The organism is Neorhizobium sp. DAR64872/K0K18 (assembly GCF_050500175.1).
In the GTDB taxonomy this organism is placed as follows: Bacteria; Pseudomonadota; Alphaproteobacteria; order Rhizobiales; family Rhizobiaceae; genus Neorhizobium; species Neorhizobium soli.
The window spans coordinates 1,919,947-1,937,380 of record NZ_CP191446.1 but is presented as its reverse complement, the minus strand read 5'-3'; the positions used below and the strand labels follow the sequence as shown (position 1 = coordinate 1,937,380).

Here is a 17,434-nt window from a genome sequence, read left to right as displayed (position 1 = left end):
TTCAGGCAACGGTTTCGGGGTTTCGCATGTCGGCGAAAATCTGCTTCAGGACGTCGTAGATCCGTCCATCGAGCGATTGCGACACGTTGAAGCGCATGGAACTCGTCGCTGATTGCGACGGGCTGAAGACATTGCCCGGGGCGAGCACGATGTTGTTCTTCAATGCCGCCCGTGCGACGTCGGCGGAATCGAGACCATCGGGCAGCCGGCACCACAGAAACATGCCTGCCTGCGGCTCGATCCACGGCACGATGCCGATCGCCTTCAGCCGTCCCGATACCTCGACCCTTGCGCCGGCGAGCCGCCCCCTGATCGTATCCAGATGCTTGCGGTAGCTGGCATCGCTCAGCGCCTGGTAGACCAGTTCGGACGCAAGCGATGGCCCGCCGAACGAGGTCGCGATCTTGAGGTCGGTCAGACCCTCGATCCAGTCCCGCTTGGTGGCGATGAAGCCGCAGCGGACCGAAGCGGAGAGAGTTTTCGAAAAGCTGCCGATATGAATGACCCGGTCAAGACCGTCAAAGGCAGCCAGCCTTGGTGCCGGCGAATGCTCGAAATCCGAAAAGATATCGTCCTCGACGATCGTCAGGCCGAACTGTTCGGCAAGTTTCAGAACGCGATGCGCCGTGACGGGACTAAGCGTTGCCCCGGTCGGATTGTGGACCGCCGAATTGGTGATGTAGAGGCGAGGGCGGTGCCCAGCGAGGACGTTCGCGAAAGCGTCGAGATCAGGCCCGTTCGGCGTATAGGGCACGCCGACGATCCGGGCGCGATGGGCGCGCAGGATCGCCTGGAAATTGAAGTAGCAGGGGTCGTCCACGAGGACGGTGTCTCCGGGCTCGATCAGGAACCGGCAGAGAAGGTCGATTGCCTGGGTGCCGGAATCGGACAGCACGATCTGGTCGGGCGACGCCTCGATGCCGCGCTCTCCCATTCTGCGCGCAATCAGGCTTCGAAGCGGTGTCAGGCCGAGCGGAGAACCGTAGTCCGTAAGCGCTGCCGTATCGCCGCGGGACAGCGTGCGAAGCGATCGCCGCAGGGTCTCGTCCGGTAACCAGGATGGCGGTAGCCAGCCACAACCCGGCGTGAGGCCATCGCGCCGGACATCGAGCGATTGCCGCGACACCCACAAGGGATCGACGGCGCGGTCGAGCTTCGGACCGACCTGCGCGAGCGACAACGGTGCCGTCTGGTTGGCAACGTAGAAACCGGAGCCGGGGCGGGAGGTGATCACGCCCTCTGCCGTCAGCCGGTCATACGCATCGACAACGGTGGAGGTGGACACTTTCAAAGTTGCTGCGAGGCTGCGCACGGAGGGAAGCTTTGCTCCGGGCACAAGGCTGCGCCCGGAAATCCGTTGCCGGATGGTCGAAACGACCATGGCGACCTTCTGCCCACCTTGCGTCCCCAAGTCCATCCGTACTTCCCCATGCACCATTACAGTTTTGTCAAATCGTACCTGAGTGTAGCTGTCTCTGCCAGAGGCTTGCGCGCATAAGCGTCGAAGGTTTTTGGCAGGGGTGTGCAGGCTTATGGATCGTTCTCTTTCAGGTTGGATCAACGGCATGATCGGCGTGATCATCTTCAGCGGCTCGCTGCCGGCGACAAGGGTTGCCGTCGCGCAGTTCGATCCGGTTTTTCTAACCGTTGCCCGCGCCGCGATTGCCGGCATCCTCGCGCTCTGCATTCTCCTTGTCTTCCGGGAGAAATGGCCATCGCGCCGCGACCTCGTGTCTCTCGTCGTCATCGCTCTCGGCGTCGTGGTGGGTTTTCCGCTTCTCACTGCGCTGGCACTCCAGCACGTGACATCGGCCCATTCCATCGTCTTCATCGCTCTGTTGCCGCTCGCGACGGCATGCTTTGCTGTTCTGCGCGGTGGCGAGAGACCCAGGCGGGCATTCTGGATCTTCGCGATTGCCGGGAGCGCTTGCGTTGCCGGTTTTGCGCTGTCGCAGGGTGTGATGGCGTCACCCTATGGCGACGGCATGATGCTTGCCGCGGTTCTTGTCTGCGGCCTCGGTTATGCGGAAGGTGGCCGCCTGTCGCGGACGCTCGGGGGGTGGCAGGTGATCTGCTGGGCGCTTGTTCTATCTCTGCCGGTTATGGTCGTCATCACGCTTACGCAGCTGCCGCCGGATTTCTCAGCAATCCGCATGCCGGCATGGCTTGGCCTCGGCTATGTCTCACTCTTCAGCATGCTGATCGGTTTTATCTTCTGGTACCGCGGGCTGGCGCAGGGCGGCATTGCTGCAGTGGGGCAGCTGCAACTGACGCAGCCATTCTTCGGCCTCGTGCTTGCCGCCCTGCTGCTCGGTGAAAGCATCAGCCCGATGATGATCGTTGTGACGCTGGCCGTCATCCTCTGTGTCGCCGGTGCTCGCCGCTTCGCGCGATAGGCCCACCGTACCGATGCGGGGGTGTTCGTTCTGGACAAACCTTGCCGTGTCTCCTAACCAAGCCGTAGCATCTTGAGGAGACGTAGCATGGCAATTCGCGACGTGAAGGCAGGCCAACGGAACGAGGAGGGCATTGCCGCGGTCCTCGGTATCTTGAAACAGGCTTTCGGCGAGCGGTTCCAGACCGGCCAGTCGTTCCGCGAACAGCATGCCCACACGACCACCTATCTTCCGGGCCAGCTTCCCGATGGCGTCGTGTTCGTCGAGACGAGCGACGACGTGAAGACCGTGGTGAAGGTGTGCGGCGAGCATCGGGTTCCGATGATCCCGTTTGGCATCGGTTCCTCGCTTGAAGGACAAGTCAATGCGCCGTCCGGCGGCATTTCGATCGATTTCAGCCGCATGAACAAGGTCCTTCGCATCAGCCCTGAAGATCTCGACGTCACCGTCGAGCCGGGGATGACGCGTGAGGAGCTGAACCGCGAACTGCGCGATACCGGCCTGTTCTTTCCGATCGATCCCGGCGCCAACGCAACGATCGGCGGCATGGCGTCAACTAGGGCGTCCGGCACCAACGCCGTACGTTATGGCACGATGAAGGACAATGTCCTCGCGCTGACCGTGGTGACCGCAGATGGCGAAGAGATCCGCACCGCGCGTCGTGCCCGCAAATCCTCGGCCGGCTACGATCTGACCCGGCTTTTCGTGGGCTCCGAAGGGACGCTCGGCGTGATCACGTCGGTGACGCTGAAGCTTCAGGGCATTCCGGAAAAGATCGGCGGTGGCGTCTGCGCCTTCCCGAGCGTCGAGGATGCCTGCGATGCCGTCATCATGACTATTCAGATGGGCATTCCGGTTGCCCGTATCGAACTTTTGGACGACGTGCAGATCCGCGCCTGCAACGCTTACTCGGGCCTATCCTATCCGGAGAAGCCGACATTGTTTCTCGAATTCCACGGCACCGAGGAAACGGTCCGCATCCAGTCGGAACAGTTCGCCGAGGTCGCATCCGACTGTGGTGGTGACGAGTTCCATTGGACTGCCAATGCCGAGGAACGCACGAAGCTGTGGAACGCCCGCCACAATGCCTACTGGGCCGGCCGCGCGCTCGATCCGTCGCTCAACGGGCTTTCCACCGATGTCTGCGTACCGATCTCGCGACTGGCGGAATGCGTGGCCGAGACCCAGGCCGATATTCGCGATGCGGGGCTTCTGGCCCCGATCGTCGGCCATGCGGGCGATGGCAATTTCCACGTTCTCGTGCTTTTCGACGACAAGGATCCGGCTTCCGTTGCCAATGTCGAGGCGTTTACGGGACGGCTGAGCCGCCGGGCGCTGGCGATGGACGGAACCTGCACGGGCGAACACGGCGTCGGGCAGGGCAAGATGTCCTATCTCGACGAGGAACTGGGCGGCGCCGTCGAGCTGATGCGGTCGATCAAGAAAGGCTTTGATCCGCAAAACCTCTTCAATCCGGGAAAGATCTTCCGCATTGCGGAATAACACTCCCCAATGATTGACTTGCCAGTCCGGCGCGTGGAACTACTCTTGCCGTAGAAACAGGGAGATAGGCCGGTGCTCGGACGCATCATGTTGGCTTTGGGCGGATTGGTCGTGGCGGCGCTGTTTGCGGCGTTGCTGGTGCCGTTCTTTGTCGACTGGTCAAGCTTCCGCGTCGCTTTCGAGGATCAGGCCAGCCGTCTGCTCGGCAAGAAGGTCGCCGTGCATGGCTCGGTCGATGCCCGGATCCTGCCGTTTCCGTCGGTCACGCTGCACGACGTGCGCGTCGGGCAGGATGTCGATGGCCAACCGCTGGTGCAGGTCGCGCAATTCTCGATGGATATGGAGCTCGCGCCGTTTCTCTCCGGCGAAGCACGCATTTTCGATATGCGCATCGACAAGCCGAAGGTTCGCTTACGCATCCTGAAGGACGGCACGTTCGAATGGCTGCGCGGCAGTCGCCCGACGATCGCGGCCCGCAGCGTCATTCTCGAAGACGTCCATATCATGGGTGGCGAAATCGAGATCATCGACGATCGCAGCGGCCAGGTCCGCCACATGACCGGATTGTCCACCGACCTGTCGGCGGGGACGCTTGCCGGGCCATGGCGGGGCGAGGGCAATGCGGTGCTGGATGGCCAGGAGGCCCGCTTCAGCCTGACAAGCGGTGAAGCCGCCGCCGAGGGACGGCAGATTCCATTGCGGCTTCGCGTCTGGCCGGATGCCCATCCGGTCGTGGTCGATTTCGATGGCGAACTTGCCGCAGTCGACAACAAGCCCAGCTACAACGGCAAGTTCAACCTTGCCTTCCTGCAGGAAGAAGACGAGTCCGAGCCGGTCAAGGCGCCGCCGCCCGGTCCGCGCGTGTCCGGCGATTTCGAGCTGACCGGCGAGCGGGCCCGCATTCCGCAATACCGGGTCGAGGTCGGTCCGAAGGAAAATCCTTACGTCGTCACCGGCGAGGCAACGCTCGATACCGGGCCGAAGCCGGAATTCCTGCTGACGGCCGATGGCCAGCAGATCGACGTCAACCGGCTAAGTGACGGTCCTCAGGCTAAGACCGGACGCAATCCGGCAGCATCCGCGCAGCGCCGCCTCAATGCTTTCGTGCAGATGGTGGCATCGATCCCGATCCCGCAGGTGCCAGGAAGGGTCAACCTCAAGCTGCCGGCGATCGTCTTCAACGACACAACGATCCGCGACATCCATCTCGACGTCAGACCGGCCGGCCGCGGCTGGGCCGTCGACAACGTGACTGCCACCCTGCCGGGCCGCACCCAGCTGGAGGCCAAGGGAAATCTCAACCTTGCAAACCGAACCGCTTTCGTCGGCGACATGCTGGTTGCATCGACACAGCCCTCCGGGCTTGCCGACTGGCTGTCCGGCAGCGTTGATCCTGCGATCCGGCAGCTGAAAAACGCCGGCTTCTCGGCCAAGGTGAACCTCACGCCGGAACTTCAGCGGTTCGAAGCTCTGGAACTTGGGATAGGCCCTGCAACGCTAAAAGGAAGGCTGGAGCGCCAGTCGCCGAACGGCCAGCCACCAAGCCTTTCCATGGCGCTTGCCGGCAACGAGATCGATATCGACGCGATGCGCGCGCTCGCGTCGCTGGTCACCGGCGACGATGCCGGTCAGGATGTGCTCGATCACCGGGTCGCGGCAAGCCTCAAGGCCGACCGGCTGACGGCTCTAGGCGTCGTCGCAACCAAGGTCGATACCGCGTTTAGCGTGGCCGAGGGCGTGTTGTCGCTGGAGCGGCTGACTGTCGGCGATATCGAGGGTGCCACCTTGTCCGCCAAAGGCATGTTCGAGGGCTCGCTAGTTTCCTACGGCGGGACCGGGTCGGTGAGTTTCCGTTCACCGGCCCCTACGTCTTTCATCACCATGCTGCGGGATCGGCTGCCGCATCATCCGTTGCTCGACCGGTTGGCCCGAAACGGCAGCTGGTATGCGGATTCAGATCTGATCGCCGATATTTCGCTCGGCGGCAGCGGTCTTGGCGGTGCGAATATCAAGCTGCGCGGCAAGGCGAATGGCAGCACGGTCGATGCCGATCTGAAGCTGCCCGGCATCTTCGATCTCACGGCAGGCAATGCAATGACCCTGTCTGCATCGCTTGCCAACCCGAAGGCGACGGTTCTTCTCGGTCAAGCCGGCCTCGATCCCTTGCCATTCGATGGTGACGGGGCGGGGCGGTTGGCGCTGACCTTGCAGCAAAAGGAACAGCAAGCGGCCACCACGGAACTGAGCTTCACGACGCCGAAAACATCGTTGCTGATGGCCGGCGACGTGACCATCCAGAATGCCGGATTTGGCGAAGGGCGCGCGCGGGTGTCGCTCAAGAGCGCCGATCTCGAACCCTATCTGCTGGTCACCGGCGTCAGCCTGCCACAATTCGGCAGCGGACTGCCTGTCGATCTCGCCGCCGATGTCGAGCTTTCGGCGGACACTGTGAAAGTTTCGGGCCTCACTGGCGATCTTGCCGGAAACACTGTCGGTGGATCGCTATCCGCCGATCGCCGCGCTCCCGGCCTGCCTGTTACCGGCGATATGTCTGTCGACACGATCGACCTTGCCTGGATGGGCGAGGCGGTATTCGGGCCGATGGAGAATGGCGTGACAGGCGCCCCATCAAAGACGCCGTTCGCCACGCCGCTGATTGGATCGACGGATGTCGGCATCAATCTGTCGGCAAAAACGCTCCGGGCGGATGCGCTTGGAACAATCACCGGTTTTTCGGGCAAGGTGAACAGCAAAGCCGGTGGTCTGACGCTCGACAACGCGTCCGGAACCTGGCAGGGCGGGAAGCTGTCCGGACGGCTGATGATGTCGAACGGCGATGCGACCGGTATCGTCCAGGCAAAGCTGCAGGTCGAAAACGCCGACCTCGCGCCGCTCGTCTGGCAGAAGGGTGGCACACCGGTCGCGGCTGGCAAGCTGGACAGCACTGTCAGCATCGAGGCCACGGGCAAGAGCATGGACGAACTCATGCATGGCGTCAGCGGCTCCGGCGAGATTCGCCTGAAGGATTTCGAGATTGCCGGGATCAATCCGGATGCGCTCGCGCCGATTCTTGCCGGTGCCGACAGGCTGCAGGGCGAGGTCAACGAGGCCTCGGTTCAACCGATCGTGACAACTGAGGTCCTGAAAGGGACAACCCGGCTCGGGTCCGTAACCATTCCGATGACGATTACCGGCGGCGCCGCACGGGTTCAGAATTTTACGGCAACGGCCGGAGCCGCACAGATCTCGGCTGAGGGCGTGCTCGACTTTGTCGATAGTCGCATCGATGCCGGGCTGTCGGTCCGATACGATGCGGGTGAAGAGGCTGTGGCGGGGGGAGAACCGACTGTCACGCTCGGTTATTCCGGATCGCTCGAGCAGCCGGAACAGCGTATTGATATGGCCGCAATGGCAAACTTCCTGTCACTGCGTGCCTTCGAACAGGAACGCCGCCGCGTCGAAACGCTGCAGGCAAGCGTGCTCGAGAAGCAGCGGCTGCGCCGCGAAGTCGCGCTGTATACATTTCGTGGCGTGGAACGGGAGGCGGCACGCGTCAAGGCAGAGGCCGAGGAGCGGGCACGCCAGGAGGCGGCGGAGGCAGAACGCAGAAGCCAGGAAGCCGAACGGCAGGAGGCGGCACGGCGCGCTGAAGCAGCCCGGCTCCAGCAGGAGCGGCAACGGGAAATCCAAAGGCAGAACCAGCAGCCATCGGCGCCGGCGCCGTTCACGATGCCACCCGCCGGCGACCTTTTCCAAGAGCAGCCTTCGGGTACGGGTCGCTCTTCAAACCCCAGTTTGCCGGGCGTGCAGCCGTGAGTGCGGCGGCACGCTGATCAGAGCAAATGGGGGGTGGGAGGACGCTGACCGTCAGCGCCTCGCTGGCAGCCCGGCAAGACAGTCTGCCAGCGAGGTCTTGAACCAGCGCAGCACATGCAGGCGGAGTGCAGAGGAAAGATTGTTGTCTTCCGAACGACCGTCGTCGACCTCGGCGATCAAGGCGGCCAGACTGATGCCGCGTTTGGCAGCAATGGATTTCAGTTCATGCCAGAATTCATCTTCCAGCGAAAAACTCGTTCGATGACCGTGCAGGGTCGCAGAATGTTTTCGGATCAAGTGTAGGCCCCGTCACCCTCATGGTGATTGATGGAGCGCAATTGAGGATGTCGCATGCGCACGGTCAAGCCGTTGCCATGAGTCAGCCTAACGAAGCCTTAACGCCGTTCGTCCGTTTCCGGAGAAGGCTTTTCGAGCTTACCCTGATCGAGGGTTTTCCCCGCTTTTTCGTTGAGGGCCGTCGTCAGCTGCTTTTCACTCTTGGTGCGGCCAAAGCTGATGCGGTTCTGTTCGGCAGCCGCGTCCTTTTGCGAACGCGCCTTGCCTTTGCGAAACTGCCGAAGGTTGACGATCTCGGCGCACATCGTGTCTGCCTACTGCTTCTTGCGGAACGAATCGAGGGAGACGACGGAGCCTTCCTTCTTGTCCTCGCCGGTGGCGGCATCCGCATCCACAACCTTTGGCGTGGTATCGACCGGGATCGCGGTGATCTCGGCGGAAACTTCGCCTTCCTCGACCATCGGCACTTCGAACTCGAGTTCGAAATTCACGGACGGGTCGTAGAAGCCGCGGATCGTGTTGAACGGGATGACCAGGCGTTCCGGCGTATCGTTGAACGACAGGCCGATTTCAAACAGCGTATCGGTGATCTTGAGGTCCCAGAACTGGTGCTGGACGACGATCGTCATCTGTTCCGGATATTTCGACTTCAGCGCCGGAGAGATTCGTACCCCGGGTGCGCCGGTCAGGAATGTGATGAAGAAGTGGTGGTCACCCGGCAGTCTGCCGGTTGCCGCGACCTCGGACAAAACCTTGCGGATAACGCCGCGGAGGGCGTCCTGTGCCAGAATATCGTAGCGGATGTGATCCTGCCCCATGCGATCCTGTCTTTCTATTGCTCTTCAAACGCCGCTTATGTCACGAGACGCGCCCGCGGGGAAGTCCGCTTCGGCGTCGAGTCATGTCATGATATTCCACCGGTGAGCGAAGGTGAAGGCTTCTGTTGCCAGGTGCCTCCGGACCCCGCCTTACGGGGCTAACCGTAAGGACTTAGTTCGGGTTTCCCGCACCGCCATTAGGCAGCGAGAGCGTAACCCTTAGCGTTGTTGTCATTTGCAACTACACTTGTGACCCGATAACGGCGGTATCATGCCGAGCAAAAGTTCGATCTTTACACCCTTGTCGATCCTATTTCGCCCCCATCACAAGCCGGTCCAGATTGACCGACCGGTTTGTGGTGGAGGCGCCGGGTACCGCCCCCGGGTCCAATAGGCTTATTTCATCGACCGTTTATCGCCATATCCGAACCGAAGTCCGGCACGAGTGATATAGGGGTTTGCGAACCGGATGAAAAGAGGTCTCGTCATATTCCTATCATCAACGTGAAAAGCTTGGAAAAGCCGCGCCGGTGACGGGGAGGTGATTGGTGAGTAGGCTTCGTGCTATTATGTAGGACGATCTCGACCAATCGGCGGAAGACCCATGAAGCAGTATCTCGACCTTCTCCGGCACGTGATGGAGACTGGCGCCGACCGCGGCGACCGCACCGGGACCGGTACCCGCTCGGTCTTCGGCTATCAGATGCGATTCGATCTGAACGAGGGTTTTCCGGTCCTCACCACCAAGAAGCTGCATCTGCGCTCGATCATCCATGAGCTCTTGTGGTTTCTGAAGGGCGACACGAACATTGCCTATCTCAAGGAGAATGGTGTCTCCATCTGGGATGAATGGGCGGACGAAAAAGGCGATCTCGGTCCGGTTTACGGATATCAGTGGCGCTCATGGCCGACGCCTGATGGCGGTCATGTGGATCAGATCGCCAACCTGATCGAGAACCTGAAGGTCAACCCGAACTCGCGCCGGCACATCGTCACAGCCTGGAATCCTGCACAGGTGGACGACATGGCGCTGCCGCCCTGCCATTGCCTGTTCCAGTTCTACGTGTCGGAGGGGCGGCTGTCGTGTCAGCTCTACCAGCGGTCGGCGGACATATTTTTGGGGGTTCCCTTCAACATCGCCTCTTACGCGCTCCTGACCATCATGGTGGCGCAGGTGACCGGGCTGAAGCTTGGCGATTTCGTGCATACGCTTGGCGATGCGCATATCTATTCGGATCATTTCGAACAGGCGCAGCTGCAGATGACGCGCGAGCCGAAGCCGCTGCCGACACTGCGTATCAATCCTGATGTGAAGGACATCTTCTCCTTCCGCTTTGAGGATTTTGCGCTGGAGAATTACATCGCTGATCCCAGCATCAAAGCACCGATTGCAGTCTGATGGCGGTTCCGGTCGCAATCTTCGTCGCGGTGTCGCGCAACAATGTCATCGGCAGAGATGGCGACATGCCCTGGCGGTTGTCGACCGACCTCAAGCGTTTCAAGGCGATGACGCTCGGCAAGCCGATGGTGGTAGGGCGAAAGACGCTCGACAGCTTCGGCGGCAAGCCGCTGCCCGGCCGCCCGCATGTCGTGGTCACCCGCAATCGCGATCTCTCGGTCGAGGGTGTGGAGACGGCGGCGTCCCTCGAGCAGGCGATCGCGCGGGCGAGGGAGATCGCTGCAGCGACCGGTGCCGGAGAGGTCGGCATTCTCGGAGGCGGCGAAATCTACGCGAAAGCAATCGATCTGGCAGACCGACTTTACGTGACCCATGTGGAAGCGGATATTTCAGACGGTGATACGATGTTTCCAGCAATCGATCCAACCGTGTACGAAAAGATCGAGGAGATCTTCGTCCCGGCCGGCGAGCGCGACAGCTTTGCCACCCGTTTTGCTGTCTACAGCCGCCGATCGATGCCAAAGTGACATAATTCGTTACCGAACACCGGGAAGTTATTGAAGCTGCGTTGAAAGCGGCTCTTCCGATACTTATAACGGCATGACCGGGGGCACGGACCGCGAGCGGCTGCATTTCAGGCGGCTCGGACAGGCGACCGGTTAGGGAGTAGCACTAACAAAGAGGTTTTGATGCCCTGGAGCAATCAGAATGGCGGCGGCGGCCCATGGGGCGGCGGCGGCGGCGGCGGTAACAATCAAGGACCTTGGGGACAAGGCCCGAACCGTCCGCGCGGCGGCGGTGGTGGCGGAGGGGGAAATGGCGGACCGCCTGACCTCGAAGACATCCTGCGGCGCAGCCAAGACCGGCTGAAGGGTTTTATGCCTGGTGGTTTCAACGGCGGAGCAGTCGCGGTCGTCTTTCTGGCCGTTCTCGCATTCCTGGCATTCGAATCGATCTATACGGTTCAGCCGGACGAGCGGGGCGTCGAACTTCGGTTTGGAAAGCCCAAGGAAGAGCTGTCGATGCCGGGCCTTCACTTCCATCTCTGGCCGTTCGAAACGGTGGAGATCGTCAAGGTCACCGAGCAGCAGCAGAATATCGGTGCGCGCAGCAGTGCCACCAATTCGAATGCCGGATGGATGCTGACCGGCGACCAGAATATCGTCAACGTCCAGTTTTCGGTCCTCTTCACCGTCACCGATCCACGCGCCTATCTCTTCAACGTCGAGGCCCCGGCCCAGACGCTGCAGCAGGTTGCAGACAGCGCCATGCGCGAAGTCGTCGGACGCCGTCCGGCTCAGGATATTTTCCGCGACGCTCGTGAAGGCATGTCGACGCAGGTGCGCGACATCATTCAGGGCACGATGGACCGTTACGGCGCAGGCATTGCCATCAACGCCGTGCCGATCGAAGATGCAGCGCCGCCGCGTGAAGTGGCAGACGCGTTCGAAGAGGTTCAGCGCGCCGAGCAGGACGAAGACCGTATCGTCGAGGAAGCCAATCGCTACGCCAACCAGAAGCTTGGTGGCGCCCGTGGTCAGGCCGCGCAGGTCCGCGAAGAGGCGTCCGCCTATCGTGACCAGACGGTCAACGAGGCTCAGGGTGAAGCGCAGCGCTTCGTGTCGATCTACGACCAATATGTGAACGCGCCGGACGTGACGCGCGAACGCATCTTCATCGAGACCATGGAGAACGTTCTGAAGAACTCCAACAAGGTCATCATCGAGCAGGGTCAGAACGTCGTCCCTTATCTGCCGCTCAATGAAATCAACCGGCCGGCAGCCGCACAGGGGGGCAACTGATGATCTCGAACAAATTGCCCGCTTTCCTGATCGGTCTCGCCGTTCTCCTGTTCCTCGTCTACTCATCGGTCTTCGTCGTCAACGAACGGCAGCAGGCGCTCGTGCTTCGCTTCGGTGAAATTCAGAGCGTGAAGAACGAGCCGGGGATCTATTTCAAGCTTCCCTTCGCCTTTGCCGATGCGGATCGCGTTCAGTATATCGAAGACCGCGCACTTCGCCTGGATCTCGACAATATCCGCGTTCAGGTCCGCGGCGGTGCCTTCTATGAAGTCGACGCGTTCGTGATCTACCGGATCGAAAATCCGCAGCGTTTCCGGGAAGCGGTTTCGGGCGATCGCGTGTCTGCCGAATCGCGTATCAGCACGCGTCTCGACGCCGGTCTGCGCCGCGTCTACGGTCTGCGCAGCTTTACCGAGGCGCTGTCCGAAGAGCGTGCGTCGATGATGACCGAGGTCAAGCGTGATCTCGACGTTGCCGCCGAAACGCTTGGCGTTAAGATCCAGGATGTCCGCATCCGTCGCACCGATCTGACGCAGGAAGTCTCGCAGCAGACGTTTGCGCGCATGCGTGCCGAGCGTCTGGCGGAAGCGGAACTCATCCGCGCCCGTGGTAGCGAAGAAGGCCAGCGTCGCCGTGCTATCGCCGACCGCCAGGTTGTCGAGTTCGTCTCGGAAGCGCAGCGCGATTCGGAGATCATCCGAGGTCAGGGCGATGCCGAGCGTAACCGCATCTTCGGTGAAGCGTTCCAGCGTGATCCGTCGTTCTTCCAGTTCTACCGGTCGATGCGCGCCTATGTCGCCTCGATGGCCGGGAAGGATACGACCCTGGTGCTTTCGCCTGATTCACAGTTCTTCCGGTTCTTCAACTCGTCGGACGGCGTGGTAACGCCGCCTGCAGCGGGACGGCCTGCACCGGCCCAGCCGACGCCAGCCCAGCCGGCACCGGCGCAACCGACGAACTAAGCACTCAAGAAAAGGGCGGCCTGTCATGGCCGCCCTTTTCGCAACTGCCCTTTTCACCCGTCATCCACATCCATGTTCGCTGATGGTCGCGGTTTCACGAAAAGGTAATTTTCCCGGCCGTTATTCCGCCCTATGCTTTCTTCAGAACGGGGCGCGAGTTATCAATGCGTAACGTTGTGGGTTGCACGGATGCTTTTCTGCCGCGGCAGACACCGTGACAGAAAACGAGGATGCCAATGGGCCATTCGAAACTATCGTCCTTGAAGGGTTCCGTGAGCCTCGGTCTAGTGGTTGCCGTCATGGTCAGTCCGCTTCAGGCACTGGCGCAAGGCCCGGCCCAGCCGCAGCAGGTCCAGGCCCCGGCCCCTCGTCCACAGGCGCCAGCGCCTCAGGGACAGGCGCCCGCTCCGCAGGGGGAAGCCCCGGCACTTCCGGGACAAGCGCCGGCTCCACAGGCTAATAGCCAGCCGGCCACTCAGCCCGGCGGCATGCTGCCCGCGCCACCAGCGCCAGTCGGCAACAAGTTCAATCCGCCACCTCCGGTCAGCCCGTCCGCGGTGCCCGCAGGTCCAGCGCCTATCTCCGATCTGGCGGAAGGCCTGCTCGACGCCGTCGTCAACATCTCGACGTCGCAGAGCGTCAAGGACCAGGGTGCCGGCCCGCAGCCGCAGATACAGGAGGGCTCACCCTTCCAGGAATTCTTCGACGACTTTTTCGACGACAAGGACAATCAGGGCGGAAACCAGAAGGTGTCTTCACTCGGCTCCGGCTTCGTGATTGATTCCTCCGGCTATGTGGTGACGAACAACCACGTTATCGAAGGCGCCGACGATATCGAGGTGATTTTCCCGGATGGCCGTAAGCTGAAGGCTCGCCTGGTCGGCACCGACACAAAAACCGACCTCTCCGTGCTGAAGGTCGAGTCCAAGACGCCGCTCAAGGCCGTTCCCTTCGGTGACTCCAAGAAGATCCGAATCGGCGACTGGGTCATGGCGATCGGCAATCCGTTCGGTCTTGGCGGCTCGGTGACGCTCGGCATCGTGTCCGCACGCGGCAGAAACATCAATGCAGGGCCCTACGACAACTTCATCCAGACGGATGCGGCGATCAACAAGGGCAATTCCGGCGGACCGCTGTTCAACATGCGCGGCGAGGTGATCGGGATCAACACGGCGATCATTTCGCCCTCCGGCGGCTCGATCGGTATCGGCTTTGCCGTCCCGACAGAACTTGCGGAAAACATCGTCCATCAGCTGATCGAGTTCGGCGAGACCCGCCGCGGCTGGCTCGGTGTCCGCATCCAGCCGGTCACCGACGATATTGCAGCGAGCCTGGGGCTCGACAAGGCCCGTGGAGCCCTGGTTTCCGGCGTCGTTGAAAACGGTCCGATCAAGAACGGTGAAATCAAGTCGGGCGATGTCGTGCTCGCCTTCGACGGACAGTCGGTCAGTTCGATGCGCGATCTGCCGCGGATTGTTGCCGAAAGCCCTGTGGGCAAGGATGTCGAGGTGCGGTTGCTGCGCGACGGCAAGGAACAGACCGTTCGCATCACGCTCGGACAACTCGATGATACGGCCGATGCCGCAGATGGCGATGAGCCGGCATCACCCGAAGGACAGTCGCCAGACGCACAAAGCCCTGACGAGCCGTCCCCGGATGACCAGGGCAAGAATGACAGCGGCTCCCCGGACGCCGGCGAGAAAAGCAGCGAGCCCGTCACGGTTTACGGCATGACGCTGAGCGTGCTGGATGAGGCGCACCGCAAGACGTTCGGGATCGCGGAAAGCGTCGAGGGCGTGGTGGTGTCCGAGGTGAAGGCTGGTTCGGTTGCCGCTGCCAAGGGCTTCAAGGCCGGCGACGTGGTGGTCGAAATCGCCCAGGACTTCGTCGAGAACCCGGGTGAGGTCGCCAAGCGCTTCGACGTGCTGAAGAAGGAAGGCCGCCGCAACGCGCATGTCATGGTGGCCGACAAGACCGGAAACCTGCGGTTCGTGGCACTTCCACTGGAATAGCCTGAGAGTTCAGGCTCTCTCGACAAGGCGGGCGTTCCGCCTTGTCCATTCCTCCGGTGTCATTGCATAGACGACATGGCGCTTGAGGTGGGGATGCGTCTCCGGCACGCGCGGATGGTCGAAGTCCATGCCGGCCGCCCGATGCATTCCAAGGCGCTTCATGACAGCCGTCGAGCGGTTATTGTCCGCTACGGCGAACGAGACGACGGCCTTGATGTCCTTCTCTACGAAGGCGAAATCGAGAAGCGCTTCTGCCGCTTCCGTCACATAGCCATTGCCCCAGTAACGGGCAGCCAGACGCCAGCCGATCTCCACCGTTTCGGCCGGAAAAATCCCCGGCATATTGGCATAGGTCAGCCCGCAAAACCCGAGTGGCTCGCCGGTTTCCCTGAGTTCGAGCGCGTAAAAGCCAAGCCCGTTTTCGGAAAACATGTCGTTCAGCTTCCCGAGGAACGCATCCGATTCGTCGTGGCTGCGACGGAACGGGAAGAACGCCATCACGTCAGGGTCCGCGTTGATTTCGCGGAACAGGTCCCGGTCCGTGGGGAGCCAGCGGCGCAGGACGAGGCGTGAAGTTTCGAGGAGCGTGGTTGCGATAGGCTGCGGCTGCATGGTGTTGCTCATCCCTCTGTGGAGCCTCAGCCGGGAATGACGAAATCCGTCTTCCGGTAGCCCTGGATATAGAGGAGCGCGGTCAGGTCGCCGTGGTCGATTCGGATCTTGGCCTGGGCCGCAACAGTGGGCTTGGCGTGGAGCGCAACGCCGGAGCCTGCGATGCCGAGCATGCCAAGGTCGTTTGCGCCATCGCCGACAGCAATCGTATCATCAGGGGTGATGCCGAGTTCGCGGGCGATCTCTTCCAACGCATCCACCTTGGCCTGTTTGCCGAGGATTGGTTCGGCGACGTCGCCGGTAAGGATACCATCCTGTTCGAGGAGGATGTTGGCGCGGTTGACGTCGAAGTCGAGCATTGCGGCGATGCGGCTGGTAAAGACGGTAAAGCCACCGGACACGAGTGCCGTGTACCCACCCTTCGCCTTCATCGTCGCGATCAGTTCCGGTCCACCCGATGTCAGCGTGATCCGCTTCTCGATGACCTCGTCGACGACGCCGATCGGCAGGCCTTTCAAGAGCGCCACCCGTTCTCTCAACGCCGGCTCGAATGCGATCTCGCCGTTCATGGCACGTGCCGTTATCGTCGCCACCTTGTCCTTCAAACCGACGACGTCGGCGAGTTCATCGATGCATTCCTGGCCGATCATGGTGGAATCCATGTCTGCGATGAGGAACGACTTGCGCCGGGTTTCCGCCTGCTGCACCACAACATCGATCCGCTCCTCGCCGATCAAGCCGCGGAGTGTTTCTTCCGCAGCCGACGGATCGGTGCCGTCGCGAAGGGCGATATCGCAGGCGATCCCGTCTTCCAGCCAGTACAGACCGGAGGCGTTGACCGCTTCGGCGGCCCGTTCGGCGATGGCCGGAGTGAGAACGGGGTTTGACGGATGGGCAATGAGCGTGGCAACGAAAGCCATATGACCGACCTTATGCAAAATACTGATGCGATCCTGATAACCGGGCCAACTGCCAGCGGCAAGTCGGCGCTTGCCATTCGCATGGCACGCGAATGCGGCGGCGTCGTCGTCAATGCCGATAGCATGCAGGTTTACGACACGCTCAGGATCATCACCGCGCGTCCGTCAGAGGAAGAGACAGGGGACATCGCCCATTACCTCTATGGGCATGTGCCGGCGACGCACGCCTATTCGACGGGCGAATGGCAGCGGGACGTATCCGCACTCCTGCCGGTCTTGAAAGAACAGGGGCGGATTCCGGTCTTCGTCGGCGGCACGGGGCTGTACTTCAAGGCGCTCACGGGCGGTCTGTCGGACATGCCGGAGATTTCCCAGGATATTCGGTGCCGTGTGCGCTTGCGGCTCAAGGAGGAGGGACCGCAGGCGCTTCACTCGGAGTTATCGGCACGTGACGCGGCGGTGGCCGCCAATCTGAAGCCGATGGACGGACAGCGAATCCTGCGGGCACTGGAGGTGCTGGAAGAAACAGGCCGATCCATCACCGAGTTTCAGGGCAAGGCAGGCCCGGTCATCATCGATCCGTTGCGAGCGCGCAAAATCGTCGTTCTGCCGGATCGAAAGATCCTGCACGATCGTATCAATGCCCGCTTCGTCAAGATGCTGGATGGGGGCGCAGTCGAGGAGGTCGAATCGCTGCTCGCCTGCGATCCGGCCCCGGACCTGCCGATCATGAAGGCGATCGGCGTGCGGGAGATCGGCGAAATGCTCGCGGGACGGATGACCCGCGACGCGGTCATCGAGCGTGGCTCCGCGCTGACGCGGCAATACGCCAAGCGTCAGATGACCTGGTTCCGCAACCAGATGGACGAAAGCTGGGAGCGCCTCGCGACGTGAGGG

General features: G+C 61.6%; 15 protein-coding genes and 1 other RNA gene. 9 read left to right on the top strand and 7 right to left on the bottom strand.

Going from position 1 to position 17,434, the window contains the following annotated elements; genetic code table 11:
• Position 1: 1 nt before the first annotated feature.
• Complete coding sequence (locus ACQY1P_RS14955) at positions 2-1,438, bottom strand: PLP-dependent aminotransferase family protein (protein WP_430254117.1); 1,437 nt, start codon at positions 1,436-1,438, stop codon at positions 2-4.
• A 94-nt stretch (positions 1,439-1,532) separates the two neighbouring features.
• Here ACQY1P_RS14955 and ACQY1P_RS14950 point away from each other — a divergent pair, with 94 nt between their 5' ends.
• From ACQY1P_RS14950 to ACQY1P_RS14940, 3 genes are all read left to right on the top strand, one after another.
• Complete coding sequence (locus ACQY1P_RS14950) at positions 1,533-2,396, top strand: DMT family transporter (protein WP_430254115.1); 864 nt, start codon at positions 1,533-1,535, stop codon at positions 2,394-2,396.
• An 87-nt stretch (positions 2,397-2,483) separates the two neighbouring features.
• On the top strand, positions 2,484-3,899 hold the full coding sequence (locus tag ACQY1P_RS14945) for an FAD-binding oxidoreductase (protein WP_430254113.1): 1,416 nt from the start codon (positions 2,484-2,486) through the stop codon (positions 3,897-3,899).
• Positions 3,900-3,986: 87 nt separating this feature from the next.
• Positions 3,987-7,715 (top strand): AsmA-like C-terminal region-containing protein, encoded by a 3,729-nt coding sequence (locus ACQY1P_RS14940; RefSeq protein WP_430254111.1) that lies wholly within the window; start codon positions 3,987-3,989, stop codon positions 7,713-7,715.
• Between the two features lie 51 nt (positions 7,716-7,766).
• Here ACQY1P_RS14940 and ACQY1P_RS14935 read toward each other — a convergent pair whose 3' ends face one another.
• The 4 genes from ACQY1P_RS14935 to ssrA all read right to left on the bottom strand — a co-directional run bounded on the left by ACQY1P_RS14935 (position 7,767) and on the right by ssrA (position 9,310).
• Entirely contained in the window at positions 7,767-8,012 is a 246-nt protein-coding gene (locus tag ACQY1P_RS14935) for a ribbon-helix-helix domain-containing protein (RefSeq protein ID WP_062456265.1), read from the bottom strand.
• A 98-nt stretch (positions 8,013-8,110) separates the two neighbouring features.
• A complete protein-coding gene (locus ACQY1P_RS14930) occupies positions 8,111-8,317 on the bottom strand; it encodes a DUF4169 family protein (RefSeq protein ID WP_113167506.1) in 207 nt (68 codons plus the stop codon).
• 9 nt (positions 8,318-8,326) lie between these two features.
• On the bottom strand, positions 8,327-8,830 hold the full coding sequence (locus ACQY1P_RS14925; protein ID WP_062456270.1) for an SspB family protein: 504 nt from the start codon (positions 8,828-8,830) through the stop codon (positions 8,327-8,329).
• Positions 8,831-8,941: 111 nt separating this feature from the next.
• Positions 8,942-9,310, bottom strand: a transfer-messenger RNA (tmRNA) gene (gene ssrA, locus ACQY1P_RS14920).
• A gap of 124 nt (positions 9,311-9,434) precedes the next feature.
• On the opposite strand from ssrA, the gene ACQY1P_RS14915 reads away from it, so the two are divergent.
• The 5 genes from ACQY1P_RS14915 (at position 9,435) to ACQY1P_RS14895 (ending at position 15,005) form a co-directional block, all read left to right on the top strand.
• Positions 9,435-10,229, top strand: coding sequence for a thymidylate synthase (locus tag ACQY1P_RS14915; RefSeq protein WP_184653386.1), 795 nt, complete (start codon positions 9,435-9,437; stop codon positions 10,227-10,229).
• Positions 10,229-10,756, top strand: a complete 528-nt coding sequence (locus ACQY1P_RS14910; protein ID WP_430254108.1) for a dihydrofolate reductase — start codon at positions 10,229-10,231, stop codon at positions 10,754-10,756. Before ACQY1P_RS14915 ends, ACQY1P_RS14910 begins: the two co-directional genes overlap by 1 nt.
• A 162-nt stretch (positions 10,757-10,918) precedes the next feature.
• Entirely contained in the window at positions 10,919-12,031 is a 1,113-nt protein-coding gene (hflK, locus tag ACQY1P_RS14905; protein WP_062581043.1) for an FtsH protease activity modulator HflK, read from the top strand.
• Entirely contained in the window at positions 12,031-12,993 is a 963-nt protein-coding gene (gene hflC / locus ACQY1P_RS14900) for a protease modulator HflC (protein ID WP_062581041.1), read from the top strand. The genes hflK and hflC overlap by 1 nt, the downstream gene beginning before the upstream one ends.
• 236 nt (positions 12,994-13,229) lie before the next feature.
• On the top strand, positions 13,230-15,005 hold the full coding sequence (locus tag ACQY1P_RS14895) for a Do family serine endopeptidase (protein WP_430254106.1): 1,776 nt from the start codon (positions 13,230-13,232) through the stop codon (positions 15,003-15,005).
• A 9-nt stretch (positions 15,006-15,014) separates the two neighbouring features.
• On the opposite strand, the gene ACQY1P_RS14890 is transcribed toward ACQY1P_RS14895, so the two are convergent.
• Both ACQY1P_RS14890 and serB read right to left on the bottom strand, forming a co-directional pair.
• A complete protein-coding gene (locus tag ACQY1P_RS14890; protein ID WP_430254104.1) occupies positions 15,015-15,617 on the bottom strand; it encodes a GNAT family N-acetyltransferase in 603 nt (200 codons plus the stop codon).
• Positions 15,618-15,643: 26 nt separating this feature from the next.
• Entirely contained in the window at positions 15,644-16,537 is an 894-nt protein-coding gene (gene serB / locus ACQY1P_RS14885) for a phosphoserine phosphatase SerB (protein WP_430254102.1), read from the bottom strand.
• On the opposite strand from serB, the gene miaA reads away from it, so the two are divergent.
• A complete protein-coding gene (miaA, locus tag ACQY1P_RS14880) occupies positions 16,538-17,431 on the top strand; it encodes a tRNA (adenosine(37)-N6)-dimethylallyltransferase MiaA (RefSeq protein ID WP_430254100.1) in 894 nt (297 codons plus the stop codon).
• Positions 17,432-17,434 lie beyond the last annotated feature (3 nt).

Bases quoted from the DNA above. Each gene is read 5' to 3' on its own strand.
- ACQY1P_RS14955 (WP_430254117.1), bottom strand. From the start codon at position 1,438: ATGGTGCATGGGGAAGTACGGATGGACTTGGGGACGCAAGGTGGGCAG.
- ACQY1P_RS14950 (WP_430254115.1), top strand. From the start codon at position 1,533: ATGGATCGTTCTCTTTCAGGTTGGATCAACGGCATGATCGGCGTGATC.
- ACQY1P_RS14945 (WP_430254113.1), top strand. From the start codon at position 2,484: ATGGCAATTCGCGACGTGAAGGCAGGCCAACGGAACGAGGAGGGCATT.
- ACQY1P_RS14940 (WP_430254111.1), top strand. From the start codon at position 3,987: ATGTTGGCTTTGGGCGGATTGGTCGTGGCGGCGCTGTTTGCGGCGTTG.
- ACQY1P_RS14930 (WP_113167506.1), bottom strand. From the start codon at position 8,317: ATGTGCGCCGAGATCGTCAACCTTCGGCAGTTTCGCAAAGGCAAGGCG.
- ACQY1P_RS14925 (WP_062456270.1), bottom strand. From the start codon at position 8,830: ATGGGGCAGGATCACATCCGCTACGATATTCTGGCACAGGACGCCCTC.
- ACQY1P_RS14915 (WP_184653386.1), top strand. From the start codon at position 9,435: ATGAAGCAGTATCTCGACCTTCTCCGGCACGTGATGGAGACTGGCGCC.
- ACQY1P_RS14910 (WP_430254108.1), top strand. From the start codon at position 10,229: ATGGCGGTTCCGGTCGCAATCTTCGTCGCGGTGTCGCGCAACAATGTC.
- hflK (WP_062581043.1), top strand. From the start codon at position 10,919: ATGCCCTGGAGCAATCAGAATGGCGGCGGCGGCCCATGGGGCGGCGGC.
- hflC (WP_062581041.1), top strand. From the start codon at position 12,031: ATGATCTCGAACAAATTGCCCGCTTTCCTGATCGGTCTCGCCGTTCTC.
- ACQY1P_RS14895 (WP_430254106.1), top strand. From the start codon at position 13,230: ATGGGCCATTCGAAACTATCGTCCTTGAAGGGTTCCGTGAGCCTCGGT.
- ACQY1P_RS14890 (WP_430254104.1), bottom strand. From the start codon at position 15,617: ATGCAGCCGCAGCCTATCGCAACCACGCTCCTCGAAACTTCACGCCTC.
- serB (WP_430254102.1), bottom strand. From the start codon at position 16,537: ATGGCTTTCGTTGCCACGCTCATTGCCCATCCGTCAAACCCCGTTCTC.
- miaA (WP_430254100.1), top strand. From the start codon at position 16,538: ATGACCGACCTTATGCAAAATACTGATGCGATCCTGATAACCGGGCCA.